The 25,232-nt window shown below is 68.0% G+C and carries 27 protein-coding genes; 17 read left to right on the forward strand and 10 right to left on the reverse strand.

The window, feature by feature from the left end; translation table 11 throughout:
- The 3 genes from VLK61_RS09735 to VLK61_RS09745 form a co-directional block, all read left to right on the forward strand.
- Positions 1–226 (forward strand): hypothetical protein (locus tag VLK61_RS09735; RefSeq protein ID WP_414636798.1); only part of this gene is annotated, 226 nt, incomplete at its 5' end.
- Positions 227–228: 2 nt separating this feature from the next.
- Complete coding sequence (locus VLK61_RS09740) at positions 229–1,587, forward strand: GNAT family N-acetyltransferase (protein ID WP_325420601.1); 1,359 nt, start codon at positions 229–231, stop codon at positions 1,585–1,587.
- Positions 1,588–1,599: 12 nt separating this feature from the next.
- On the forward strand, positions 1,600–2,376 hold the full coding sequence (locus VLK61_RS09745) for a PIG-L deacetylase family protein (RefSeq protein WP_325420603.1): 777 nt from the start codon (positions 1,600–1,602) through the stop codon (positions 2,374–2,376).
- 30 nt (positions 2,377–2,406) lie between these two features.
- Here the strand turns inward: VLK61_RS09745 and VLK61_RS09750 are convergent, their stop codons facing one another.
- The 8 genes from VLK61_RS09750 to rfbD form a co-directional block, all read right to left on the reverse strand.
- Positions 2,407–3,585 carry an O-antigen ligase family protein gene (locus VLK61_RS09750; RefSeq protein ID WP_325420605.1) on the reverse strand — a complete coding sequence of 393 codons (1,179 nt, stop codon included), beginning with the start codon at positions 3,583–3,585 and terminating at the stop codon, positions 2,407–2,409.
- 78 nt (positions 3,586–3,663) lie between these two features.
- A complete protein-coding gene (locus VLK61_RS09755) occupies positions 3,664–4,572 on the reverse strand; it encodes a glycosyltransferase family 2 protein (RefSeq protein ID WP_325420607.1) in 909 nt (302 codons plus the stop codon).
- Between the two features lie 14 nt (positions 4,573–4,586).
- Positions 4,587–5,669 (reverse strand): glycosyltransferase family 2 protein, encoded by a 1,083-nt coding sequence (locus VLK61_RS09760; protein WP_325420609.1) that lies wholly within the window; start codon positions 5,667–5,669, stop codon positions 4,587–4,589.
- A 141-nt stretch (positions 5,670–5,810) separates the two neighbouring features.
- Positions 5,811–7,115, reverse strand: a complete 1,305-nt coding sequence (locus VLK61_RS09765; RefSeq protein ID WP_325420610.1) for an OmpA family protein — start codon at positions 7,113–7,115, stop codon at positions 5,811–5,813.
- Positions 7,112–8,665 carry a serine/threonine-protein kinase gene (locus VLK61_RS09770; protein ID WP_325420612.1) on the reverse strand — a complete coding sequence of 518 codons (1,554 nt, stop codon included), beginning with the start codon at positions 8,663–8,665 and terminating at the stop codon, positions 7,112–7,114. The genes VLK61_RS09765 and VLK61_RS09770 overlap by 4 nt, the downstream gene beginning before the upstream one ends.
- 114 nt (positions 8,666–8,779) lie before the next feature.
- Positions 8,780–9,829 carry an NAD-dependent epimerase/dehydratase family protein gene (locus tag VLK61_RS09775; protein ID WP_325420704.1) on the reverse strand — a complete coding sequence of 350 codons (1,050 nt, stop codon included), beginning with the start codon at positions 9,827–9,829 and terminating at the stop codon, positions 8,780–8,782.
- Positions 9,830–9,852: 23 nt separating this feature from the next.
- Positions 9,853–10,416, reverse strand: a complete 564-nt coding sequence (rfbC, locus tag VLK61_RS09780; protein ID WP_325420614.1) for a dTDP-4-dehydrorhamnose 3,5-epimerase — start codon at positions 10,414–10,416, stop codon at positions 9,853–9,855.
- The gene (rfbD, locus tag VLK61_RS09785) at positions 10,413–11,327 is read right to left on the reverse strand and encodes a dTDP-4-dehydrorhamnose reductase (RefSeq protein ID WP_325420616.1); all 915 of its coding nucleotides are present in this window, start codon (positions 11,325–11,327) and stop codon (positions 10,413–10,415) included. Before rfbD ends, rfbC begins: the two co-directional genes overlap by 4 nt.
- A gap of 139 nt (positions 11,328–11,466) precedes the next feature.
- On the opposite strand from rfbD, the gene VLK61_RS09790 reads away from it, so the two are divergent.
- Positions 11,467–12,936, forward strand: a complete 1,470-nt coding sequence (locus tag VLK61_RS09790; RefSeq protein ID WP_325420617.1) for a DEAD/DEAH box helicase — start codon at positions 11,467–11,469, stop codon at positions 12,934–12,936.
- Positions 12,937–12,974: 38 nt separating this feature from the next.
- Here the strand turns inward: VLK61_RS09790 and VLK61_RS09795 are convergent, their stop codons facing one another.
- Positions 12,975–13,757 carry an SAM-dependent methyltransferase gene (locus VLK61_RS09795; RefSeq protein ID WP_325420619.1) on the reverse strand — a complete coding sequence of 261 codons (783 nt, stop codon included), beginning with the start codon at positions 13,755–13,757 and terminating at the stop codon, positions 12,975–12,977.
- On the reverse strand, positions 13,754–14,350 hold the full coding sequence (locus tag VLK61_RS09800; RefSeq protein ID WP_325420621.1) for a Maf family nucleotide pyrophosphatase: 597 nt from the start codon (positions 14,348–14,350) through the stop codon (positions 13,754–13,756). Before VLK61_RS09800 ends, VLK61_RS09795 begins: the two co-directional genes overlap by 4 nt.
- A gap of 37 nt (positions 14,351–14,387) precedes the next feature.
- Here VLK61_RS09800 and VLK61_RS09805 point away from each other — a divergent pair, with 37 nt between their 5' ends.
- The 13 genes from VLK61_RS09805 (at position 14,388) to VLK61_RS09865 (ending at position 25,229) form a co-directional block, all read left to right on the forward strand.
- Positions 14,388–14,948 carry a YceD family protein gene (locus VLK61_RS09805; protein ID WP_325420623.1) on the forward strand — a complete coding sequence of 187 codons (561 nt, stop codon included), beginning with the start codon at positions 14,388–14,390 and terminating at the stop codon, positions 14,946–14,948.
- Positions 14,949–15,094: 146 nt separating this feature from the next.
- The gene (gene rpmF / locus VLK61_RS09810) at positions 15,095–15,277 is read left to right on the forward strand and encodes a 50S ribosomal protein L32 (protein ID WP_325420625.1); all 183 of its coding nucleotides are present in this window, start codon (positions 15,095–15,097) and stop codon (positions 15,275–15,277) included.
- 267 nt (positions 15,278–15,544) lie between these two features.
- The gene (gene plsX / locus VLK61_RS09815; RefSeq protein ID WP_325420705.1) at positions 15,545–16,603 is read left to right on the forward strand and encodes a phosphate acyltransferase PlsX; all 1,059 of its coding nucleotides are present in this window, start codon (positions 15,545–15,547) and stop codon (positions 16,601–16,603) included.
- On the forward strand, positions 16,600–17,598 hold the full coding sequence (locus tag VLK61_RS09820; RefSeq protein WP_325420627.1) for a beta-ketoacyl-ACP synthase III: 999 nt from the start codon (positions 16,600–16,602) through the stop codon (positions 17,596–17,598). The genes plsX and VLK61_RS09820 overlap by 4 nt, the downstream gene beginning before the upstream one ends.
- Before the next feature lie 24 nt (positions 17,599–17,622).
- Positions 17,623–18,561, forward strand: a complete 939-nt coding sequence (gene fabD, locus VLK61_RS09825) for an ACP S-malonyltransferase (RefSeq protein ID WP_325420630.1) — start codon at positions 17,623–17,625, stop codon at positions 18,559–18,561.
- Positions 18,558–19,310 (forward strand): 3-oxoacyl-ACP reductase FabG, encoded by a 753-nt coding sequence (gene fabG / locus VLK61_RS09830; protein ID WP_325420632.1) that lies wholly within the window; start codon positions 18,558–18,560, stop codon positions 19,308–19,310. Before fabD ends, fabG begins: the two co-directional genes overlap by 4 nt.
- 123 nt (positions 19,311–19,433) lie before the next feature.
- Entirely contained in the window at positions 19,434–19,673 is a 240-nt protein-coding gene (acpP, locus tag VLK61_RS09835; protein WP_325420634.1) for an acyl carrier protein, read from the forward strand.
- Positions 19,674–19,695: 22 nt separating this feature from the next.
- Positions 19,696–20,940 (forward strand): beta-ketoacyl-ACP synthase II, encoded by a 1,245-nt coding sequence (gene fabF / locus VLK61_RS09840; RefSeq protein ID WP_325420636.1) that lies wholly within the window; start codon positions 19,696–19,698, stop codon positions 20,938–20,940.
- Between the two features lie 20 nt (positions 20,941–20,960).
- Positions 20,961–21,443 (forward strand): hypothetical protein, encoded by a 483-nt coding sequence (locus VLK61_RS09845; protein WP_325420638.1) that lies wholly within the window; start codon positions 20,961–20,963, stop codon positions 21,441–21,443.
- The gene (rpoE, locus tag VLK61_RS09850) at positions 21,440–22,054 is read left to right on the forward strand and encodes an RNA polymerase sigma factor RpoE (RefSeq protein WP_325420640.1); all 615 of its coding nucleotides are present in this window, start codon (positions 21,440–21,442) and stop codon (positions 22,052–22,054) included. Before VLK61_RS09845 ends, rpoE begins: the two co-directional genes overlap by 4 nt.
- A gap of 102 nt (positions 22,055–22,156) precedes the next feature.
- A complete protein-coding gene (locus VLK61_RS09855) occupies positions 22,157–22,708 on the forward strand; it encodes a sigma-E factor negative regulatory protein (RefSeq protein ID WP_325420642.1) in 552 nt (183 codons plus the stop codon).
- A gap of 8 nt (positions 22,709–22,716) precedes the next feature.
- On the forward strand, positions 22,717–23,703 hold the full coding sequence (locus VLK61_RS09860; protein ID WP_325420644.1) for a MucB/RseB C-terminal domain-containing protein: 987 nt from the start codon (positions 22,717–22,719) through the stop codon (positions 23,701–23,703).
- Positions 23,704–23,816: 113 nt separating this feature from the next.
- Positions 23,817–25,229, forward strand: a complete 1,413-nt coding sequence (locus VLK61_RS09865) for a DegQ family serine endoprotease (RefSeq protein WP_414636799.1) — start codon at positions 23,817–23,819, stop codon at positions 25,227–25,229.
- Positions 25,230–25,232 lie beyond the last annotated feature (3 nt).

Here is a 25,232-nt window from a genome sequence, read left to right on the forward strand (position 1 = left end):
CGCGGTGGCCCTGCAGCGCGATGCCGCAGGCCGGGGGGAGGCGACGCTGCACTTCGAGAAACTGCCGCTGCTCAAGGGTCGCTACACCGTGTCGGTGTACGTGCTGTGCGAGCGCTCGATCAACATCTACGCCGCGGCCGAGCATGTGCTGGGCTTTGAAGTCCGGCAGGACAGCGTGTTGCAGGGCCTCGTGGCCTTGCCGCACCGCTGGCAGCTGGGGATGTAGCCGTGAGTCACGCTTTGCTGCGGCAGCCGGCGAAGCTGCGGCGCCTTGAGTTCGGCCCGGGGCAGGGCGGCGCCTTGCTCGCCACGCCGGCTGGCGAACCCCACGATGAGCTGGTGCTGCGGCACTGCAGCCATGAGGTCGGCATGCTCGCGTTGTTCGACGCTGCCGATCTTGTGCTGACGGCGCAGGGCGCTGCCGTTCTGGTGGTGCAGGATCGCTTCGTGCTGCAGCGCGCATCCACTGACCAACCGGGGCACCACGCGCTCGATGCGTTCTTGGCTCTGGCCCAGCGCATGGGCTGGGTGCTGGCCGATCGGGTCGAACTGGGCCGCGACGGGCCCTGCGGCGAGTACAGCCTGCGCTTCGAACGCGCAGCACCGCCGTCAGACCGGCTGCACCCGGTGGGAGCAACCGAGTCGGGCGCGATGCGGGCGCTGTTCGCGCATGTCTTCGGCCACGAGATGACCCCGGCCCACTGGCACTGGAAATACGGTGAGGGTCGTGGTTTCGCGGCCGGGCTGAGCCGCGACGGGGAGCTGGTGGCCCACTACGGCGGCTGCACGCGCTCGGTGCTGTGGGCCGGCCGGCCGGTGACGGCCTGCCAGGTGTGCGACGTGATGGTGGCGCCGGCGGCCAACAGCGCGCTGGTGCGCAAGGGCACCATGCATCAGGTCACCACCGCGTTTCTCGAATCCGAGATCGGTTGGGGCCAGCGGCATGTGCTGGCCTTCGGCTTTCCGAGCGACCGGCATCATGCCTTGGCCCGTCTGCTGGGGCTGTACGACGGCGTCGACAGCATGCTGCGCGCCAGCTGGCCCGCCACGCCACCGGCGCAGTCGCCGGGCTTGAGCAGCCGCGCCTTGCAGCATGCTGAGCTTGCGCCCGGCAGTCGCCATGCAGCAGCGGTGCAGCGCTTGTGGCAGCAGATGGCGGCGGCTTTCTCCGGTCAGCTCATCGGCGTGCGCGATGCGGCCTGGCTGCGCCACCGCTATCTTGCGCACCCGAGCCTGAATTACGACGTGCTGCTGCTGCGCCGCCGCTGGACGCGGCGGCCGGTTGGCGTGCTGGTGCTGAGAACCCACGAGCGGCATCTGGACGTGCTGGATCTGGTGGCACCGCCGTCAGCGTGGCCCGCGTTGATCGCCATCGCGCGTCAGCGCGCCGCCGCGGCCGGCCTCGAACGCGTGGACCTGTGGATCACGCAATCGCAGAAGCATCAGGTGGCTGGCATCGATGCTCCGGCGCTGACCCTGATCCCGCTGAACATCACCGTGCCGTCCATCGTGCACACGCCGGGCCCGGCAGTCGACGAACTGCGGGATCGCTGGCTGCTGCTGGCCGGCGATGCCGATTTCACTTAGGAGACGCCGGCTGTGAGCCCATCCCCCCCCATGCCCTGGCATCCGCTGCCCGAGCAGGAACTCGTGCCCTATCAGCCGCTGGGCACGCTGGGCATCGGCGCCTTGCTGGTGCTGGCGCCCCACCCGGACGATGAGGTGTTCGGCTGCGGTGGACTGCTGGCGCTGGCGGTGGCGCAAGGCGTGCGGGTGCATGTCGTGGTGGTGTCCGACGGCGCGGCAGGCGGCGATGCCGCGCAGCGCGAGCAGGAATGCCTGGCGGCGGCCCGCGAGATCGGCTACCTGACCCACGACGATGCCTTGCAGTTCTGGCGCCTGCCGGACCGCGGCGTGGCGCCCGACGAGGCGCTGGTGCAGCGCATCGTCCAGGCCATCGGCCATGGCCGCGTCGATTGGGTGTTGGCGCCGTCGCCGTTCGAGATCCATCCGGACCACCGTGCCGTCTGCGCGGCGGCGATCGAGGCCTGCAGGCTGGCCCATGCGCGGCTGGCCTTCTGCGAAATCGGCCAGGCGCTGATGGCCAACTGCCTGATCGACATCACGGCCGTGCTGCCGATCAAGCAACGCGCAATGCAATGCTTCACGTCGCAACTGGCAGTACAGGACTATGGCGAGCAAGTCACCGCGCTGAACCGCTACCGCTCGTACACGCTGGGCCCCACCGTGACTCATGCCGAAGCCTTTTGCCTGGTGGATGCAGCCGTGTCGAACGGCGGCCTGGAAGCGGTGCTTGGCGCAGTGCAGCAGCAACTGGACCATCGGTTCTCTTCGACGGTGCGCCCGCCGGGCTGATGCCGGCGTCGGTGGAAGAGGGTATCGACGTCAGGAAGCCGAACGCGCGCGCTGCAGCGCCCCTGCGAATCCCGCCACCAACAACAAGGGCAACGCGAACTTGCCGTCGCGTATCACGACGTTGAAGAGGCCGGTCCAGGCGATCGCGGTCCAGGCCAGCAGCGCGGCTTGTCCGTCAGGCCCCGCCCGCCAGGCGCGCCAGAGGTTGCCGCCGAACAGCCACAGCAGCAGCACGATGCCAGCCAGCCCCAGTTGCGAGGCGACCAGCAGGTACTCGTCATGCGGCGTGGTGTGGATGGAGATCAGCAGCCCGGGTTGTACGCGTTGCCGCCACTGCGCCAGCCAGCTGCCGACGCCATGGCCGAGGATCGGTTTCTCGCGCACCATGTCGATGGTGTGTTCAGCCAAGCGCAAGCGCATACCCCAACTGGTGGCGGCCGTGTCACTGGACTGATAGGTGCGCAGTTCGTGCAGGCCTTCGTCGAGGCGGCCGCGAACACCGGGTGAAAACTGCCAGGCCGCCGCCGACAGTGCAACCACCGCCAGCACCAGCACCAGCCGGCGCCAGGCCGAACGTTGGTGTGCCATGCCCAGCACCGCCAGCAGCACCGGCAGCGCGACCATGCCGGTGCGCCGGTCCTGCAGGGCCAGGCCCAGCAGCGCCAGCAAGGCTGCACCCAGCCAGGCGAGACGCCTGCCGGGTTGAGTCGACTGCCAGGCCTGCAGCAGACACATCGCAACGCCCAGCGACAGCACCAGCGAATTGACGATGCGCTGGTTGCCTTCGGCATCCACAGTGCTGTGCCACAGCGGGCTGGCCGGCAGCCAGCCGACCTGCGCAAGCCCGGTGGCCGCACCGACCACGGCGGCGGCCAGGCCGAACTGGCGCAGCGCCACGCGGCCCAGTTCGGGGGGGCAGGCCAGTGCGATGAGCGGCGCCACCAGCAGCATGCCGTACAGCCATAGCTGGCCGACGATCAGCTCGGCCGATGCGCCGGACCACGACACCGATGCCAGCGTCAGACCCCAGAACGCGGCGGCGGCGACGAATCCGGGGCTGCGCCACAGCTCGCCCCATCGCTGCTGTCGCGCCAAGCTCAGCAATGCGGCCAGGCCACAGCCCAGATAGGCCAGGTACTTGACGCCCACCGGCATGAATGCAGCCCAGCCGCAGGCGCCGGCCAGCAGTATCAGCAGGTTGCGGTTCATATCAGCGCCGCCCGGCCGTTCCGAAGGCGCTGAGCGCCCCCTCGGGGGGCAGCGAACGCAGTGAGCGTGGGGGCTGCTTCACTCCAGGTGCCTCGTGAACAGGCCTGCCACGGCGCCGCGCAGCAATGCGGCGAGTTTGGCGGGACGATGCGTTTCGGCCAGCGTGATACCCACCACCTCGTAGGCCAGCCGCGTGAGGCACAGAAAGGCAAATGCCGGTTCGCGCCACAGGTAGCGGCGCGCCAGCCAGGCGGTGTTGCGGCCGATCAGGTAGCGGCGCTGCGGTGCATGGCCGCCGGCCTGCATCTCGCGGCCGAACAATGTGAAGCGCTTGCGCTCGCCGATCGAGTGGGCGAATTCATGGGCGCCGGCGACGTAGACGTTCAATCCGGCCCCGCGTGCGCGCAAGCAGTATTCGGTGTCGACATGGTCGATGCGCAAGCCTTCGTTGAAGAGGCCGATGGTGCGCAGTGCGGCCACACGCCAGACTGACATCGAGTTGATCACGAAGCTCACGGGTTCAATAGCGTCGAATTGACGCGGCAGGTAGTGCAGCTGCCAGCGCTGCAGCTGGATGTGCTTGCCGCGCAGGCCGGTGGCCCGGTCGCGGTAGGCCGGCGCCACGGCCGCTGTCGTGTCGGAATGCAGCAGCGCCTGAACGGCGGGATCGGCCAGCAATTCTCGTAGCGCGCTGGCGTCCGAGTCTTCGTCGAGCAGCACGATCTGGCGGATCGAAGCATGGGTCAGCAGCAGGTGTCCGCAGGCGCGGTTGTAGGCGCCGGCCAGCCCGCCGTGGTTGCGGTTGCTCAACACGGTCACGTCGCTCAAGGGACGCAGGTTTGCCAACGCCGGATGGCCTTCGGGGGCGTTGTCGACGACGATTGTGTGCAGAACGGTCGTGCGCAGCTGTTCGATCAGCGTGTCTGGATCGGCGTCGAGACGGTAGACGACGACGATCGCGGCCGTCGTGCGAGCCACAGGGCTCATGACGAACAGCGGCTCTACAGCCGGTTGATCAGCGCTGCCAGCGTGATACCCAGATTGCCGAGCACGGTTTGCCGATGGATGCCGGTACGCCGCAGTCCCAGCAGCCGTGGGGCCAGCCAGCGCTTGCGGGCGCGCACGAACTCGTCCAGCACCTGCTGGCTTTCCGGCGTCATCAGGTGCCGCACGCGCTGCAGCGCCGAGAGGTTGGCGTCCACCCAGCCTCGGAAGCGGCCCTGCAGCAGCAAACGCACGCGCTTCATCTGCGCCAGCGGGCTGATGTTCGATCCGAACTGGTTGCGGGCATGCTGGCGGTAGCGCACCGTGGGGTGCACGTCGTAGTGCACCACGCCGCCGCAGCTGGTGACCAGCATGTAGGCCCACCAGTCATGCGTGACGGCTTCGATGTTCTCGCCGGCCGCACGCAGCAAATCTCGCGCGGCGCGGTTGAAGACCATGGTGTTGCCGCCGGCAATGCTTTGCACCAGCGCATTGCGGAAACTCGGCGGGTGTTCGAACAGCGGCGAATAGCCGATGTGCTGATTGCGTGCGTCGACCAGCAAGGTGCGCGAGCCATACAACGCCGGCACATCCGAGGGAATGGTCTTCAGCCAGTCGACCGCGCGTTCGAGCTTGTCGGCTTCCCAGATGTCGTCCTGGTCGGCGTAGGCGAAGTAGTCGGCGTCAATGTCGGCGCGGCAGGTCAGCGACAGGAAGTTGGCGGTGGAGCCTTCGGCTGGCCCGGCATGGATGGACAGCCGGTCTTCGCTCCAGTGCGACTGGTAGTACTCGAGGATGGCGTGGGTGTAGTCGTCCGAACCGTCATCGGAAGCCCAGATGGCCCAGGCCGGATGGGTTTGCGTGGCGATCGAATTCAGCTGCTCGGCCAGAAAGTGCTGCGCCTGCATCGTGCACAGCAGCACGGCCACCTTGGGCACCGAGGGGTGCGGCCGGTGTAGCAGCGACTTCAGCGACACCAGCGGAATGACGCGCCGGAATTCCTCCCAGGGGGAGAGCAACTCCTTGATGCTGGCGCGTGACCCTTGCGCTGTGTGGCCGCTGGCCGCGGCGTCCTGGGATTTTTCTAGAGTCCTCACCATGTCGGCGGCGAGTGTAACCCGAGTCCGTGAGAATGCTCACGGTTCAATTCGCCAAGCTGTTGATTTTAATAATGAATTGACGGCTTGTTACGATATGGCAGGGTGCCTGTCAAGTGCACGCGTCACCCCGAGTACGGACGCTCAGCAGCCGATCACCTTGAATTCGACGCGCCGGTCCAACGCATCGCTGGCGTCGTCGCGGGCATTGCCGACCAGGGTTTCGCGCGAGCCCATGCCATTGGCGATCAAGCGCTTGGACAAGGCCGGCGAGGCCCGTTCGAGCTGGCGCTTGATGTGGTCTGCGCGCAACTGCGACAGCCGTTCGTTGATCGGCTCCGGCCCGGTCGGGCTGGCGTGGCCGGTGACTTCCATGCAACTCTGGCGCTTGCCGGCCTGCGAAGACAGCTCCATCAGCCACAGCTGGTAGGGGCTGGCGGTCGGCCCGGTCTCGGCGGCAAGCACGGCCGAGCCGGAGCGGAACAGGAATTTCACGCCCAGGCGCTTGTTCTCCAGCCCATAGTCCACCAGCTGGCCAAAGGCCTTGACCGCTTCCTGCTTGCGGCCCAGGCGCCAGTTCGCGAGGTACAAGCCGCTGTACACGCGCAGTTGCTGGCCCTCGGTCGAGCGCAGCACGGTTTCGTACAGGTCCCGCGCTTCCTTGTAGCGGCCGGCGTCGTAGGCCTCCATCGCCTCGCTGATCAGCGAGGCGGCCACGATGCGGTTGATGTACTGCGGGTGGATCGGGTCGCCCGCGCGTGTGCCCTGGCAGGTGCGGATGTAGCCCAGCGTCGCGGGGTCTTCGGTCCAGGCCGGAGCGTCCCGGAAGGAGGTCAGCGGCGTGACATCGACGCCGTCCATCTGCGCAAAGGCCAGGCCCTTGCTCACCAGCTTGCCGGACTTCAGGTCGGCCAGCGCCAGGCAGATGCGGAAGGACTCGCGCCGCCCCTCGGTCTTGCGCTCCTTGCTGACGCCGGTGAAGGTGCCGACCAGCACCACCGGCGATTTCTGGACATTGGCGGCGGTGAAGGGCTGCACCTCGTACTGCGGGTAGCGCTCGCGGATCAGCTGCACGATGCGCGCGCCCATGGCCTGCGTGGCCTTGGACTGCATGCCGGTGACGCCGTCGATCAGCGGGTCGATCACGATGGTGTGGCGCGGGTGCGGTGGTTCGGCGGCCAGCTGGGCCTTGCCGAGCAGGTTGTTCGCCGCGCTCAGCACCGCCTCCTCGTACGGCAGCACGGGCGGCGGCGCGGCAGGTGCCGTCGCAGCGGCCGGGGGGGACGCGACCGGCGGGGCTGCCTGGGCCACCGGTGCCGGAGCGGGTGCCGGCGCCGTGGCGGAGGCTTCGCCCGGGCTCGGCGGGTTGGCACAAGCCGCCAGCATCACGGCCAGCAGGCAGCCGGACAGGGGCTTGAAGAAAGGCGTCGCCGGGCTGGGGGTGGTCATCGCTTGCACTCCTTCTGGAAGATGGCGAGGTTCTCGGGCGACAGGTCTTCGCCGAGCTGCAGCCGCTGCAACAGCTCGGTGCAGCGCACGTTGTTGGCGCGCGTGCCGCCCGGCTGTGCGGCGCGGTTGTCGGTTTTCACTGTACTCCCGGTATCCGACGCTGCGGGCACTGGCAAACGCGGTCGAATGGCCACCGAGACGGTCTGCGGCGGCGAGGCCGTGTGTGCAGGGTCGGCTGTGCGGGCCAAGCGTCCGGGGTCGGAGGCCGCGGCCGGGGCTGCGGCGGCCGCTGTCGAGGGCGCTGGCGTTGCCACGACGGCCGGCTTCGGTGCCGGGGGTGGGGGCGTTGCCGCAGGCCGAGGGGTGGCGGCAGGTGCGTTGGTGACAGGCGCCTTGGCCGTGGGTGCCTTGGCGTTGGGTGCGGGCGTGGGCCACCACCACAGGGCGGCGGCGGCCAACACGGCGATAGCGCCGAGGCCTGCAAACCACGACCAGCGCGGTACCACGGGCGCAGGTGCAGACGGCACGGTGATCGGCACTACCGTGGTCGCCTTGGCCGACCGCTCGGTGGCCGTGCGAGACGCGAGCGTCGATGTGCGCAGCACGGTTGATACAGCGGATGCAGCGGATGTGGCGCTGGCCATCGCACGGCCGGCCTGCGGCTTGGACTTGGGCATCAGCACGGTGGCCTCGGGGTCGTCTGCCTGGGGTGCCGTCAGCGCCTTGCGCAGATCGTCGGCAAACGCTTTCGCGCTCTGGTAGCGGTGCTCAGGGTTCTTCGCCAGCGCCCGCGCGACGACGGCATCGAACACCGGCGGCACGTCCTTGTTGGCAAACGACGGCGCTAGCGGCTCATCGTTGACGATCTTGCGTTGCACGGTCCAGTGGCCACCACCGGCGAACGGCCGCTGGTGGGTGAGGAACTGGTAGAGGATCACGCCGGCGGCGAACAGGTCGGCGCGCGAGCCAACGGCTTGGCCGAGGATCTGCTCCGGCGACATGTAGCTCGGCGTGCCGACCATCGTGCCGGGCCGTGTTCGGTCCGCGTTCGAATCGGCCAGACGCGCGACACCGAAATCGGTGAGCTTGACCCGGCCTTGCCGGTCGATCATCACGTTCGCCGGCTTGACATCGCGGTGCACGATGCCGCACTCATGCGCATAGGCCAGTGCATCGAGCAGTTCGCAAAGCAGGCGCACGGCAGTGGGCCGATCGAAGAACTGGTTGTCCTCGAAGTGCTGTGCCAGCTCACGCCCTTCGATGAACTCCATCACGATGTAGGCGACCTCGTCCTCTTCGCCGAAATCGAAGACCGTGACGATGTGCGGGTGGTTCAGCCGTGCCGCGGCCTGGGCCTCGCGCACGAAGCGGGCCGAATACTCGTGGCCCACCGCATCGTCCACCAAGTGGCTCTTCAGGATGGTCTTGATGGCCACCTTGCGGCCCAGGCGGGGATCCTGCGCCTCGTACACCACGCCCATCGCACCGTGCCCGAGCACGCTGCGGAGCTGGTAGCGGCCCAGCTGGGTCAAGGGCCCGGGGAGGTTCATGCGCGGCGGGAGTGATCACCCTGCGGTGAGGTGCGCGCGAGTATAGGGACGCAGGCCTGCGTCCGAACCTGTCTTCGGTCATGCCGGCGGCCAGGCCGCGCGGCAGAAACGGGCTCAGGCCGCCGGGCTCGCGGCGGCTTGCTGCGCGGCGTACCAGGCGGCCACCAGCGCCATGCCGGCACGGATGTCGTGCGTCGGGGCATAGGCCAGGCGCTCCCGGGCCTTGCCGATGTCGGCGCGCGAATGGCGCACATCGCCGGCGCGGAAGTCACGGTACTGCGGTGCGTTGATCACCAGGCCCGGCTGGTGAGCCGCCAACTGCGCGCCGAGCATGGCGTGCAGTTCGTTCAGCGTGGTCTGATCGCCCACGGCGACGTTGTAGACCTCGTTCAGGGCCTGGACATTGGCGGTGGTCGCCGCCAGCAGGTTGGCCTGCACGGCATTGGCAACGAAGCAGAAGTCGCGGCTGGTCTGCCCATCCCCGTTGATGAACACCGGCTCCTGGCGCAGCATCGAGGATGCCCAGCGCGGCACCACCGCGGCATAGGCACCGTCCGGGTCCTGGCGCGGGCCGAAGACATTGAAGTAGCGCAGGCCCACCGAGGCCAGGCCATAGCTGCGCGCGAACACCGAGGCGTACAGCTCGTTGACGTACTTGGTGACTGCATAGGGCGACAGCGGCTGGCCGATGGCGTGCTCCACCTTCGGCAGGCCCGGATGGTCGCCATAGGTCGAGCTGCTGGCGGCGTAGACGAAGCGCTGCGCTCCGGCATCCCGCGCGGCGACCAGCACGTTCAGGAAGCCGCCGATGTTGACCTCGTTGGTGGTCACCGGATCGGCCAGCGAGCGCGGCACCGAGCCCAGCGCCGCCTGGTGCAGCACCAGATCGACGCCGCGGCAGGCGGCCTGGCAATCGGCGGGCCGGCGGATGTCGCCTTCGATCAGGCTGAAACGCGACCAGGCCGCTGCGCCGACCGTCGCCCGCACATCTTCCAGGTTATGCCGATGGCCGGTGGCGAAGTTGTCCAGGCCGACGACGCGCTGGCCCAGCCCCAGCAAGGTCTCGAGCAAGTGGCTGCCGATGAAGCCTGCCACGCCGGTGACCAGCCAGCTGCGGGGTGCGTCGCGCAGCGACTGGAGGGTCTGGTCATAGGCGGTGGTCATCGTGTTCACGGGGCGGGCGGACATCAGGCAAATACCTCGGCTTGCGCCAGGGCGGGCGCCGCGGCGTCCTTGGGCGCCAGCAGCGGCGTCAGGCCCGCGGGCCACTGGATGCCGATGCGCGGGTCGTTCCAGGCGATCGAGCGCTCGCAGTCCTTGGCATAGACATCGGTGGTCTTGTAGAGGAAGCGTGTGTCGTCCTCGAGCGCAACGAAACCGTGCGCAAAGCCCTCCGGAATCCACAGCTGCCGGCGATTGGCGGCGCTGAGTTCGACGCCGACCCACTGGCCGAAGTGCGGGGAGCTGCGGCGGATGTCCACCGCCACGTCGAAAGCCGCGCCGTGCGTCACCCGCACCAGCTTGCCTTGGGGCTGCGGTGGTAGCTGGTAGTGCAGGCCACGCAGCACACCGCGGCGCGAGAAGGATTCGTTGTCCTGCATAAAGGGTCGCGGCGCCGGCAGGTCCAGGCTGGCCAGCCCGGCGACGAAGCGCGGTTGGCTGAAGCTTTCCATGAACCAGCCGCGGTCGTCGCCGAACACGGCGGGCTCGATGATCACGACACCGGGCAAGACTGTTGCACTGAACTTCATGGGCTGGGCAGGGTCGGTTGCAGGGTCAGGTTCAGCGCCTCGGCCAGCATGCGTTCAACCCCGCCTTGCCAGGCCGGCATCACCAGGCCGAAGGTCTCGCGCAGCTTGCGGGTGTCCAGCCGTGAATTCAAGGGCCGGCGTGCCGGCACCGGGTAGGCACTGGTCGGGATGGCGCCGATGCCGTCAGGCGGCACGCGCAGCGCCACGCCGCGCGCGCGCGCCCATTCGATGACATGGCGGGCGTAAGCGCACCAGCTGGTCTCGCCTGCCGCACAGGCGTGATAGGTGCCGCTGAACTCAGGCCGGCCCGCCACGCTGCGCAGCAGGTGGGCGCTGATGTCGGCCAGCAGGTCGGCGCCGGTGGGTGCGCCGATCTGGTCGTCCACCACGCTCAGGCGTTCGCGCTCGGTGGCCAGCCGCAGCATCGTGCGGGCAAAGTTCCCGCCGCGCGCCGCATAGACCCAGCTGGTGCGCAGAATCAGGTGGTGGCAGCCGCTGGCGCGGATCAGCGCCTCACCCTGCAGCTTGGAGTGTCCATAGACGCTGAGCGGGCCGGTCGGGCTGGCTTCGTCGCGCGGCTGGTCGCCAGACCCATCGAACACGTAGTCGCTGCTGTAGTGCAGCAGCCAGGCGCCGCAGGCGGCCGCTTCGCGGGCCAGCACGCCCGGCGCTTCGGCATTGATCGTATGGGCCAGGGCGGCCTCGCTCTCGGCCTTGTCGACCGCGGTGTAGGCCGCGGCATTGACGATGGCATCGGGCTTCAGCCGGCGCACGCACTGCGCCAGAACCTCCGGCTGGGCCAGGTCGGCACCATCGGTTCGACCGGCGGCGATCACCTCGCCCAGCGGTGTCAAGGCGCGCCGCAATTCCCAGCCCAGCTGGCCCTCGGGCCCGAGCAACAACAGTTTCATCGCGTGGCCGGTTTCCGGGGGTAGATTGTCGACAGGCGGCGGATTCTACGGGGTGGATCCGGGCCGCCGGGCCGCCCCCGGCACGGCCGGCGCCAAGGATCTCACGCACTTGGTCCAGGTAAGGGATAATCCCGGATTCATGATAGAAACCCCCTCATCCGTCGACACTGCCGATTTGCCGCAGAAGTTCGACACTCTCGCGCTCGATGCCAAGCTGCTGCGTGCCGTCGCCGACTCCGGCTACACCGCACTGACGCCGATCCAGGCCAAGGCCATCCCGATTGTGCTGGACGGGCGCGACGTGATGGGCGCTGCGCAAACCGGCACGGGCAAGACCGCAGCCTTCACGCTGCCGCTGCTTCAGAAGATGCTGAAGCATGAGAACGCCTCGATGTCGCCCGCCCGCCACCCGGTGCGCGCGCTGGTGATTGCACCCACGCGGGAGTTGGCCGACCAGGTGGCGAACAACGTCAAGACCTACGCCAAGCACACCAACCTGCGCGCCACGGTGGTCTTCGGCGGCATCGACATGAAGCCGCAGACCGCTGAACTGAAGCGCGGCGTCGAGGTGCTGATCGCCACGCCCGGCCGCTTGCTGGACCACATCGAAGCCAAGAACTGCGTGCTGAACCAGGTCGAGTACGTTGTGCTCGACGAAGCCGACCGCATGCTCGACATCGGTTTCCTGCCGGACCTGCAGCGCATCCTGTCCTACCTGCCCAAGCAGCGGCAGACGCTGCTGTTCTCGGCCACCTTCTCGCCGGAAATCCGGCGGTTGGCGCAAAGTTATCTGCAGGATCCGATCACTGTTGAAGTGGCCCGGCCGAATGCCACCGCCACCAATGTGGAGCAGCGCTTCTACAGCGTTGCGGAAGACGACAAGCGCCGCGCGGTGCGCCACTTGCTGCGCGAGCGGCAACTGAGCCAGGCCATCGTCTTCGTCAACTCCAAGCTCGGCGCAGCCCGCCTGGCGCGCTCGTTCGAACGCGACGGGCTGAAGACTGCCGCATTGCACGGCGACAAGTCGCAGGACGAGCGGCTGAAGTCGCTGGAAGCCTTCAAGCGCGGTGAGGTCGATGTGCTGGTGGCCACCGACGTGGCCGCCCGTGGGCTGGACATCGCCGACCTGCCGGCCGTCTTCAATTTCGACGTGCCGTTTAATGCGGAAGACTACGTGCACCGCATCGGCCGCACCGGCCGCGCCGGTGCCTCGGGCCTGGCGGTGACGCTGGTCGACCGCGACGATACACGGCTGGTGTCCGACATCGAAAAGCTGATCAAGAAGAAGATCGAGTTGGAAGCGATCGAACTCGACGATGAGCGCCCGCCCCGGCCGCCGCGCCGCGTGGCTGACGACGAAGAAGGACGGCCGCGCGAGCCGCGTGAGCGCTTCGATCCGCCACCGCGCTACGGCTATGCCGCGCCACGCACGGCGTCCGACCCGTTCTTCGACAAGCCCTACGAGCCCAGCAGCAGCACCAACGGCGGAACCGACAAGCCGGCCTGGGACAACAAGACCCCGGCACCGTCGCCCGCGGCGCGTGGCTTGACGGCCAACATCCGCGCCAAGCGCAAGGTGGCTTCACTGCTGGGCGGTGGCAGCGCCTGATCGCAGCCGATCCGGCGCCTCCTTGAGCACCGGCGCGTTCAGGCCAGCCAGCTGAAGACTGCCGGCAACCGGTCGGCCAGAGCGGGCGGGGCGTCCCGCCACGCCTTCGCCGTCAAGGTCCGGCACCAGCCGCCCGGCAAGGTCAGACCGCAGGCCACGCTGAGCCGTGTGCCGGGTTGCAGGTGTTCGGACAGCGCGGCCAGCAGCGCCGCGTTGCGGTAGGGCGTCTCGATCGCGATCTGCGTCTGGCCCTGGCGGCGTGACAGCGCATCGAGTTCGCGGATGCGCGTGGCCCGTGCGCCGGCCTCGACCGGCAGGTAGCCCACGAACGCGAAGCTCTGGCCGTTCAGGCCGCTGGCGGCCAGGGCCAGCAGCAAGGAACTGGGGCCGGACAGCGGCTCCACTGGAATGCCGAGCAAGTGGGCGGCGTGGACCAGCAAGGCGCCGGGGTCGGCCACCGCCGGCAGGCCGGCTTCGGACAGCAGGCCGATGTCGTGGCCGCTCATCGAATGTGCTAGCAAGGGCCGCAGATCCTGCGTGTCGGCGGCCGGCGCGGCCCCCTTGCGCGGCCGCGGCAACTCCTGGATGACGATGTCCTGCAGTGGCCGCGACAAGGGCACCAGGCGGTCGACGCGCTTGAGGAAGGCGCGGGTGGTCTTGGCGTTCTCCGCGACCCAATGGTCCAGGCTGGCAGCGCGCGCGATCACGGCTTGCGGCAACACCTGGTGCAGCTCCACCTCAAGCTCGGTGCCGAGGTCCAGCGCATTGGGCACCAGGACCAAGCGACCGGTCTGAGCGGTCTGAGTTGGTGGCGCGCTCATCGCGGCTGCAACGGGTCCAGGCCGGCTTCGCGCAGCAGCGCACTGGTGCGGATCAGCGGCAGGCCGATCAGCGCGGTCGGGTCGTCGGAATCGATCGCCTCGAGCAGCGCGATGCCCAGGGTTTCGCACTTGGCGCTGCCGGCGCAGTCGTAGGGCTGCTCGGTGCGCAGGTAGAACTCGATCTCGGCATCGCCGAGCGCCCGAAAGCGCACGGTGACGGGTGCCAACAGCACTTGTGCAAAGCCAGTGGTCGGGCGAACCACCGCCACGGCGGTTTGGAACACCACCGCGCGCCCGCGCATGGCCTGCAGTTGTTCGACGGCGCGCGCATGGGTACCGGGCTTGCCGATCGGTCGTCCGTCGAGGTCGGCGACCTGGTCCGAGCCGATCACCACCGCCTGCGGATGGCGCGCCGCGACCTCGTGCGCTTTGGCAAGCGCCAGCCGCAACGCCAGCGCGGCGGGGGCCTCGCCAGGCAGCGGCGTTTCGTCGACCCAGGGCGCCACCGCCTCGAAGGGCAGGCGCAGGCGTTGCAACAGTTCGGCGCGGTAGCGCGAGGTCGATCCGAGGATCAGGGCGGGGGCGATGGCCATGGCTCGAATTGTCCCATCAGCACCGTACACTGACATGATGAAGACGCGCCAACCGGATCCCCTCCGACTCGATGTCGCCGCCTTCGCGGCCGACGCCGCGGAACTCTCGGGCGACTGGCCGGGCGTGGACCTCACACGCCTGGCCGCCACGCAGGCACCGCCCCAGGACATAGCGCCTGCCGCCGTGGCTTGGCGCGCCAGCGGCGAGCGTCGCGCCGTGGCCGGCAGCGAACCCGAACTGTGGCTGCACCTGTCGGCGAATGCCGCGGTCTGGCTGACCTGCCAGCGCTGCCTGCAACCTTTCGAGCAGCCACTCGCCGTGGACACGCGTGTGCGATTCGTGCGCGACGAGGCGCAGGCCGAGGCGCTGGATGCCGAACTGGAAGAAGACGTGCTGGCGCTGCCGCGCTGGCTGGATCTGCGCACGTTGATCGAGGACGAGTTGCTGCTGGCGCTGCCGCTGGTGCCACGCCACGAACACTGCCCGCAGCCGCTGCCGGTGCGTGTCGATGACCTGGCGGACGACGACGAGGCGCCGGCCGAGCGCCCGAACCCGTTTGCCGTGCTGCAGGCGCTGAAGCCGCCGAAGGCAGGTTAAGCTGCCTTCGGTGCCGATGATGTTATAGTCGCGGGCTTTCCCTCACGGGTGCTGCGGCCGCCGGCTTGACAGTACCGCCTTCCCGGCCTCTCGTGCAGGTTCCATTGGTGGACCGAGCCGATCCGAGGCCCGCTCAGGAGATTTTCATGGCCGTTCAGCAAAACAAGAAGTCGCCCTCCAAGCGCGGCATGCACCGTTCGCACAATGCCCTGGTGACCCCGGGCACCGCGATCGAATCCACCACCGGTGAAGTGCATCTGCGCCACCACATCAGCCCGACCGGCTTCTACCGCGGCCGCAAGGTGCTCAAGAGCAAGCAGGACGCCTGATTTCTGCCCGCGGTGCTGCGCATCCCGGTGCGCACCCGCACCATGCCAAGCGAATGCTTCAATGCCCGGCCCCGTTGCCACGCGGCCGGGCATTGTCGTTGTCGGCCGCGCGCATCCGAATGCGGCAAGCAGGGCTCGCCCGCTTGTGCACTGGCGGCGCTTGCCCTACCGTCGCGCTTCGTCCCTGAGCCTGATCGCGCCGGCCCGATGCCGCGCAGCGCGTACCGATAACAAGTGTCTTCGACGTCGTTAACACCTCTGGAACGTGTGCGCCTGGCGGTCGACTGCATGGGCGGCGACCATGGTCCGGCCATCACGCTGCCGGCCTGCCGCGCATTCCTGGATGCACACCCGCAGGCCGAGCTCGTGCTCGTCGGCACCGAGGCCGCGTTGAAGCCGGCCGCGGGCTGGTCGCGCTGCACGCTGGTGGCGGCCACCGAAGTGATCACGATGGACGATGCCGTCGAGGTAGCGCTGCGCCGCAAGCGCGATTCGTCCATGCGCGTGGCCATTGCGCAGCTGAAGGCCGATGAAGGCGGCGTCGCCGCGGCGGATGTCTGCATCTCGGCCGGCAACACCGGCGCGCTGATGGCCGTGGCGCGCTATGTGCTGAAGACCTTTGCCGGCATCGACCGGCCGGCCATTGCCGCGCTGCTGCCGAATGCGCGCGGCGGCTTCACCAAGGTGCTGGACCTCGGCGCCAATGTCGACTGCAGCGCCGAGCACCTGTTGCAGTTCGCGGTGATGGGCAGCGCGCTGGTCAGCGCCCTCGATGGCAAGGACGAGCCCAGCGTCGGGCTGCTGAACATCGGCGAGGAAGTCATCAAGGGCAGCGAGACCATCAAGCGTGCCGGCGAGTTGCTGCGCGCCGCCGCCGCTGCCGGGCAGATCAACTTCCACGGCAACGTCGAAGGCAACGACATCTTCAAAGGCACCACCGATCTGGTGGTTTGCGACGGCTTTGTCGGCAACGTGGCGCTGAAGACCTCCGAAGGACTCGCGGCGCTGCTGACGCAGATGATCAAGCAGGAGTTCACCCGCACGCCGCTGGCCAAGCTGGCCGCGGTGGTGGCGATGCCGGTGCTCAACCGCTTCAAGGCCCGCGTCGACCACCGGCGCTACAGCGGCGGCGCGCTACTGGGCCTGCGCGGGCTGGTGTTCAAGGCACATGGCTCGTCCGATGCCTTCGCTTTCGAGCGAGCCCTCAGCCGGGCGTATGATGCCGCCCGCAATCGCCTGCTCGACCGCGTGCACGATCGCATCCGCGACACGCTGGCAGTGCTGCCTGCCGCACCAGACGAACCTGCCGCGGCCCAAGCTGCATGACATCGACATCATCACCTTCTTCGCGCTTCTCGCGCATCACCGGCACGGGCAGCATGCTGCCGCCGCGCCGCGTCACCAATGCCGAGCTGGCCAACGAACTGGCGGGCCGCGGCATCGAGACCTCGGACGAATGGATCGTGGCGCGCACCGGCATCCATGCGCGCCATTTCGCGGCGCCCGACGTGGGCTCCAGCGACCTGGCGGTGCACGCCGCGCGCCATGCGCTGGAGGCGGCCGGCCGCCGCGCCGACGAGATCGATCTGATCATCGTCGCGACCTCGACACCGGACATGGTGTTTCCGTCCACCGCCTGCATCGTGCAGCAGAAGCTGGGCGTGCACGGCTGTGCGGCGTTCGACCTGCAGGCGGTGTGCTCGGGCTTCGTCTATGGCCTCACGGTGGCCGATGCGATGATTCGCAGCGGCGCCGCCAGCAAGGCGTTGGTGATCGGTGCCGAAGTGTTCTCGCGCATCCTGGATTTCAACGACCGCGGCACCTGCGTGCTGTTCGGGGATGGCGCCGGCGCGGTGGTGCTGGAGGCCAGCGACCAACCTGGCATCCTGGCCACCGACCTGCATGCCGATGGCCGCCATGTCGGCATCCTCTGCGTGCCGGGCCATGTGTCCGGTGGCCACGTGCTGGGCGACGTGTTCCTGAAGATGGACGGCCAGGCGGTGTTCAAACTGGCCGTCGGTGTGCTCGAAGCGGCTGCCCGCACCGTGCTGGCCAAGGCCGGTCGCGACGAAACCGGCATCGACTGGCTGATCCCGCACCAGGCCAACATCCGCATCATGCAGGGCACGGCGCGCAAGCTGAAGCTGCCGATGGACAAGCTGATCGCCACCGTCGGCGAGCATGGCAACACCTCCGCCGCGTCGATTCCGCTGGCGCTGGACGTGGCCGTGCGATCGGGCCGCATTCAACCGGGCGACACCTTGATGCTTGAAGGTGTCGGCGGCGGCTTCACCTGGGGTGCGGTGCTGCTCGATTTTTGAGCGCGCCTTCTGGATGTTCTTGCCATGACTTCGTTTGCCTTTCTGTTCCCGGGCCAAGGCTCGCAATCCGTCGGCATGCTCGACGCCTGGCGCGACCATCCCGCCGTTCGCGCGACACTCGAAGAGGCCTCGACGGCGCTCGGCGAGGACATCACGCGCCTGATCTCGGCTGGCCCGAAGGAAGCCTTGGATCTGACCACCAACACCCAGCCGGTGATGCTGACCGCAGCCATCGCCTGCTACCGTGCCTGGCGCGCCGAAGGCGGCGCGGCGCCGGTGGCGGTGGCCGGCCACTCGCTGGGCGAATACAGCGCGCTGGTGGTGGCCGGCGTGCTGAGCCTGACCGATGCACTGGCGCTGGTGCGCTTTCGTGCGCAGGCCATGCAAGACGCCGTGCCGGTGGGTGCAGGCGCGATGGCGGCGATCCTCGGGCTGGATCCTGCGTCGATCAGCGACAGCTGCGCCCAGGCTGCCGCCGAAACCGGCGAGGTCGTCTCGGCCGCCAACTACAACGATCCGAAGCAAACCGTGATCGCCGGCAGCAAGGCCGCTGTCGACAAAGCCTGCGAGTTGCTGAAGGCCAAGGGCGCCAAGCGCGCGCTGCTGCTCCCGGTGTCGGCGCCCTTCCATTGCAGCCTGATGAAGCCCGCCGCCGAGCGCTTGCGCGAGCGGCTGGCCAGCGTGGCCTTCGCAGTGCCGACGATCCCGGTGGTCAACAACATCGATGTCGCCGCGCCCGGCGATGCGGACACCATTCGCGACGCGCTGTACCGCCAGGCCTTCGGCCCGGTGCGCTGGGTTGAAGTGGTGCGGGCGCTGCGCTCGCGCGGCATCACGCACCTGGTCGAGTGCGGGCCGGGCAGGGTGCTGACCGCCATGATCCGCCGCATCGATGCGGACGCGGTCGGGGCCTCGCTGCACGATCCGGGTAGCCTGATCGAAGTCAGGGAGCTGCTGGCATGAGCGGCGCTGTGGGCGTTGATGCGCGGCAGGTAGCGCTGGTCACCGGTGCGTCACGTGGCATTGGCCGTGCCATTGCGCTGGCGCTGGCTGCGCAAGGCCTTGTTGTCGTCGGCACCGCCACCAGCGAAGCCGGGGCGGCGGCCATCTCCGATGCGCTGGGCGCCCAGGGCGGGCGAGGGCTGTGCCTGAACGTCAACGACGCGGTTGCGGTCGATGCGGCGATCGAGGCGATCGTCAAGCAGCACGGCGGCCTGCATGTGCTGGTCAACAATGCCGGCATCACGCGTGACACCTTGGCCATGCGCATGAAGGACGACGATTGGGATGCGGTGCTCGACACCAACCTGAAGGCTGTGTTCCGCTGCAGTCGAGCGGTGATGCGCACGATGATGAAACAGCGCTTCGGTCGCATCATCAACATCACTTCGGTGGTCGGCGCCAGTGGCAACGCGGGCCAGGCCAACTACGCCGCGGCCAAGGCCGGCGTGGCCGGCATGACACGCGCACTGGCGCGTGAGCTGGGCAGCCGCAATATCACCGTCAACTGCATTGCGCCAGGCTTCATTGCCACCGACATGACGGCGTCGCTGCCCGAAACCCAGCAAGCCGCGCTGCTGCAGCAGATCCCGCTCGGCCGGCTCGGCACACCCGAGGAGATTGCCCATGCCGTGGCCTTTCTCGCCTCGCCGCTGGCCGGCTACATCACCGGCGCTGAGTTGCATGTCAATGGCGGCATGTTCATGAACTGACGATGTCGTCACCCGCCGGTCCGTGCCCGGGCCGGCGCGGCGCTGCAGAGCCTGTCCTCGAGCGGGCACTCCGGCGCCGGTAGAATCCCGGGCTGGTTTTTTGCATTCACTCCTGGAGGAGTCATGAGCGATATCGAATCCCGTGTCAAGAAGATCATCGCCGAGCAACTCGGCGTCCCTGAATCCGATGTCAGCAACGAGAAGGCCTTCGTGGCCGACCTCGGCGCCGATTCCCTCGACACGGTGGAACTGGTGATGGCGCTGGAGGACGAGTTCGGCATCGAGATCCCGGACGAAGAGGCCGAGAAGATCACCACGGTGCAGCTGGCGATCGACTACGCCGTCAAGCACCAGAAGGCCTGAGCGCCAGTCGGAGCCGCAGCGCATGAGCCGTCGTCGCGTCGTCATCACCGGTCTCGGGCTGATCAGCCCGGTGGGCAACACGGTTGCCGAGGGCTGGGCCAACCTGCTCGCCGGCCGCTCGGGCATAGCCGCCATCCAGCGGTTCGATGCGTCGGCTTTCGCCTGCAAGTTCGCCGGCGAAGTGAAGGGCTTCCAGATCGAGGATTACATCCCGGCCAAGGAAGCACGGCACATGGACAGCTTCATTCACTTCGGCCTGGCTGCGGCGATCCAGGCGGTGCAGGACGCTGGTTTGCCGACCGGTGACGCCCTGAATGAACAGCAGGCCGAACGCATCGGCTGCATGGTGGGCTCGGGTATCGGCGGCCTGCCGATGATCGAGCAGACGCACCAGGATTACACCGAGCGCGGCCCGCGCCGCATCTCGCCGTTCTTCGTGCCGGCCTCGATCATCAACATGATCTCCGGCCACATCTCGATCAAGTACGGCTTCACCGGGCCCAACATGGCCATCGTCACGGCCTGCACCACCGGCCTGCATTGCATCGGCGAAGCCGGCCGCATGATCGAGTATGGCGATGCCGACGTGATGATCGCCGGTGGGGCCGAGTCCACCGTCTCGCCGCTGGGCATCGGCGGCTTCGCGGCGGCGCGGGCGCTGTCCACCCGCAACGATGATCCGCAGACCGCATCCCGTCCCTGGGACAAGGACCGCGACGGCTTCGTGCTCGGCGAAGGCGCCGGCGTGATGGTGGTCGAGGAGTACGAACATGCCAAGCGGCGCGGCGCGAAGATCTATGCCGAGCTGTCGGGCTTCGGCATGGGTGCCGATGCGTACCACATGACCGCGCCGAACGTCGATGGCCCGAAGCGCGCGATGATGGCCGCGCTGCGCAATGCGCGCATCAACGCCGGCGATGTGCAGTACCTCAATGCCCATGGCACCTCGACGCCGCTGGGCGACCTGAACGAAACCAATGCGATCAAGCTCGCGTTCGGTGATCATGCGAAGAAGCTGGTGGTCAACTCCACCAAGTCGATGACCGGTCACCTGCTGGGTGGTGCCGGCGGCATCGAGTCGGTCTTTACCGCGCTGGCGCTGCATCACCAGGTGTCGCCGCCGACGATCAACATCTTCAACCAGGATCCCGAGTGCGACCTGGACTACTGCGCCAACACGGCACGGGAGATGCGCATCGACGTGGCCGTGAAGAACAACTTCGGCTTCGGCGGCACCAACGGCACGCTGGTTCTGCGCCGGGTCTGAGCCTGGACCAGCGACGCGTGATGCGCGCTGCTCCGCCACCTGTTGAGCTGGGCCTGGGCAAGGGCCGCCGGGAACGGGCCGTCGTGGCGATGCTGCATGGGCTGGCAGCCTGCGCTGTGACGGCGTGGCTGCTGCAACGGCACGGTGAAGGCTCGCCGGCCAGCGCAGGGGGCGCCGTTTTGCTGGTCTTCTTGATCGCCGCCGCGAGCGGCGGAGCGCTGCTGGGCTGGTTCGTGGTGCCGCCGCTGCAAGGCCGCTTGCGCTGGGACGGCGCAGGGTGGTCCCATGTCGATGAGGGCAACGCGGCCGTGCAAGCGCTGAAGGCCGTGCAGTTGCAGCTGGACCTGGGCTCCTGGGTGTTGCTGCGTGCAGTGCGCCTCGATCGACGGCCGGCCCTGTGGTGCGGCGTCACGGCGTTGGAGGCCGGCGCAGCCTGGCACGGCCTGCGCTTGGCGCTGTACCACCGGCCCCCGGACAGTTCGGCGCAGCAGGGGTTGCCATGATCCCCGACGCGACCGACGTGCAACTGGTCGAGCGCGCCCAGCGCGGCGACACGCGGGCCTTCGAGATGCTGGTCATCAAGTACCAGCGTCGGTTGGAGCGCTTGATCGGGCGCATGGTGCGCGATGTCGATCTGGTGCAGGATATTGCGCAGGAATCCTTTATCCGGGCCTACCGCGCACTGCCGCAGTTCCGTGGCGACAGCGCTTTCTACACCTGGCTGTACCGCATCGCGGTGAACACGGCCAAGAAGGCGCTGGTCGAACTCAAGCGTGATCCCCTGGTGCTGGAGTCGGCACTCAGCAGCGGTCAGGACGACGACGATGAAACTTACCGGGTCGAGCGCGAACTAACCGACGGCGCAACGCCGGAGGCACTGCTCGCCAGCAAGGAAATCGCCGAAACCGTGAATGCCGCGATCGAGGCCTTGTCCGAAGACTTGCGCCAGGCGATCACGCTGCGCGAGATCGAAGGTCTGAGCTATGAAGAGATTGCCGAGATGATGAATTGCCCCATCGGTACCGTGCGCTCGCGTATCTTCCGGGCGCGTGAAGCGATTGCGCTACGTCTGCGACCGTTGCTCGGTACCCACGAAGGTGGCGACCGATGGTGAGCGTGATGATGGGCGGGCGTGCAGGATCTCAGGGCCGGTGTGGTCGGATTTCAGTGGAGTTGTGAAACGATCATGGTGAACAGTTCAGGGCAAACGGACGCGATGCGCCAGACCTTGTCGTCCTTGATGGACGGCCACACCGATGCAGGCCAGCTCGAAGGTGCCTGTGGGGCTTGGCGCAGCGACCCAAAGGCACGCGAGTGCTGGCACACCTATCACCTGATCGGCGATGTGCTGCGCTCCGAGGAATTGGCGGGTGCGCCGGCGCGTGACGCGGCCTTCCTGAGCGCTTTGCGCAGCCGCCTGGCGCAGGAACCGGTGCCGCTGGCGTCGGTGCCAGCGGCACCGCAGCCCACCGGCAGCACATGGTGGCGAGGTCGGCTGATGGCGCCGATCGCCGTGGCCGCCGGCTTTGTTGCCGTCGCGGGTGTGCTGGTGGTCACCCGGGTTGCGGTGCCGGAGGCCACGGGTGGCGTGCCGGTGGCTACCGGTACCGGCCAGCCCGATGTGACGGTGGTCAATGGCCAGTTGATCCGCGACGCCCGGCTCGACCGCTACCTGTCCGCCCACCGTCAGGTGTCCACCGGCGCTTCGGTGCATGTGCCTGGCACGGTGGTCCGCAGCGTCGACACCATCGTGCTCGAGCACAAGTGAGTGCCACGATGGTGAACTGGCGCCGGCAGTTCGGCCGGCTGGGCGTGGGCGCGGCGCTGTTGTCCTGCGCCTCGCTGGTCGGCGCTCAGGCGGGCGATGCCGGTCAGTGGCTGCAGCGCATCCAGCAAGCCGCGGCCGACCGCACCTACCAGGGCACGATGATGACCAGCGCCGCTGGTGTGGTGTCCAGTTCACGTGTGGCGCACATCTGCAATGGGCGTGAGCGCTATGAGCGCATCGAGGTGCTGGACGGCCAGGTGCGCCGCCAGTATCGGCACAACGGCCTGGTGCTGACGTTGTGGCCGCAGACCAAGGTGGCGGTGGTCGAGCAGCAGGATTCGATCGCCGACTTTCCGTCCTTGCCTTCTGCCAGCGTGCGTGCGTTGGACAGCTATGAGCTGCGCTCGATCGGCATGGACCGCATTGCCGGCCATGAGGCCGAGGTGTTGATGCTGAAGCCGCGCGATGGCCACCGCTATGCCCAGCGCCTGTGGGCCGAGCGCGAAAGCGGGCTGCTGCTGCGCACCGATGTGCTAGGCCCGCGGGGCGAGGTGCTGGAATCTTCGGCCTTCACCGATTTGAGCATCGGCGGCAAGCTGGCCACCGACACCGTGCTCGGACCGATGAAGAAGCTCGATGGCTACCGGGTGGTGCGGCCCCAGAACCAGCGCACGCAGTTGGAAGCCGAGGGTTGGATGCTGGCGCGCAGCGTGCCGGGCTTCCAGTTGCTCAGTTGCGTCAAGCGGCCGCTCGACGCGGTGGCCGAAGGCAGTGCCGCCGAGCAGGTGATGCAGACGGTGTTCTCCGATGGACTTACCCATGTCTCGGTGTTCATCGAGCGCTTCGATGCCCAGCGCCACAAGCCGATGCGTACCGTGCTCGGTGCGACGAACACCTCGATGAATCGCGTTGGCGACTGGTGGATCACCGTCGTGGGTGATGTGCCGATGGCGACGGTGCAGCAGTTCGAATCGATGCTGCAGCGGCGCCCCTAGTGCAGCGGTCGCCCCGCGACGTCAGGCAGGCCATGCGGTCGTTGAATGCTTTTGTTTGATTTCCGATGCAGGAGAGAACTTTGACCACCTCTGTTTTGCGCAGTCGGCGCGCGATGTTCTGCGCCGTGCTGGTGTCCGGCCTGATGGGCTTGCTGTCGGGCCCGGCGCACGCCAAGGTCGAGTTGCCGGACTTTACCGAGTTGGTGGAGCGCGTCGGCCCATCGGTGGTCAACATCCGCACGATGGAACGGGCGCGCGGCGGCGCCACACAGGAACGCGGTGGGATCGATCCGAACCTCGAAGAGTTCTTCAAACGCTTCGGCATCCCCTTGCCTGGAGGCCGCGGCGGCGCGCCACGTGGCAACAACAACGATGATGAACCGCAGCAGCGCGGCGTCGGCTCCGGTTTCATTCTCAGCGCCGACGGCTACGTGATGACCAATGCACATGTCGTCGACGGCGCCGATGAAGTGCTGGTGACGTTGACCGACAAGCGCGAGTTCAAGGCCAAGCTGATCGGCGCCGACAAGCGCACCGACGTCGCGGTGGTGAAGATCGAAGCCGCCGGCCTGCCGGCAGTGAAGGTCGGTGATGTCGGCCGGCTCAAGGTTGGCGCCTGGGTGATGGCGATCGGCTCACCCTTCAACCTGGCCAACAGCGTAACGGCTGGCATCGTCAGCGCCAAGGGCCGCGAGACCGGCGAGTACCTGCCCTTCATCCAGACCGATGTGGCCATCAACCCGGGCAATTCCGGCGGCCCATTGATCAACATGAACGGCGAGGTGGTGGGCATCAACTCCCAGATCTACAGCCGTTCCGGCGGCTACATGGGCATTGCTTTCGCGATTCCAATCGACGAGGCGATGCGCGTTGCGGACCAGCTGCGTGCCAGCGGGCGTGTGATCCGCGGCCGCATCGGCGTCTCGATCGCGCCGGTGACCAAGGAAGTGGCCGAAGCCATCGGCCTGGGCAAGCCCGGCGGTGCACTGGTGCGCGGTGTCGAAACCGGCCAGCCGGCCGAGAAGGCGGGCATCGAGGCCGGCGACATCATCACCAAGGTCGACGGCAAGACCATCGAGAGTTCGGTCGACCTGCCGCGTATCGTCGGTGGTATCAAACCCGGCGCCAAGACCACACTGCAGGTGTTCCGCCGCGGCAGCTACCGTGACCTGGCGGTCACCGTGGCCGAGTTCGAAGCCGAACAGACCGCGCGTGTCACCGCGCCAGAGCCCGGCGCCGCGGTACCCGCCAAGACGGCTTTGGGCCTGACTGTCAGCGAACTCAGCGACGCGCAACGGCGTGAGTTGAAGATCCGCGGCGGTGTGCGTGTCGATGCGGTCGATGGTGCGGGCGCTCGCGCCGGCCTGCGCGAAGGCGATGTGCTGCTGACCGTCGACAACACCGAGATCACCGACGTCAAGCAGTTCCTGGGCATCGCTGCGAAAGCCGAGAAGTCGCGTGCCGTCAGCGTGATGGTGCGGCGCGGGGAATGGGTGAACTACCTGGTCATCCGGCCGAGCCGCTGAGGG

This window comes from Aquabacterium sp., from assembly GCF_035476535.1.
Lineage (GTDB): Bacteria > Pseudomonadota > Gammaproteobacteria > Burkholderiales > Burkholderiaceae_C > Pseudaquabacterium.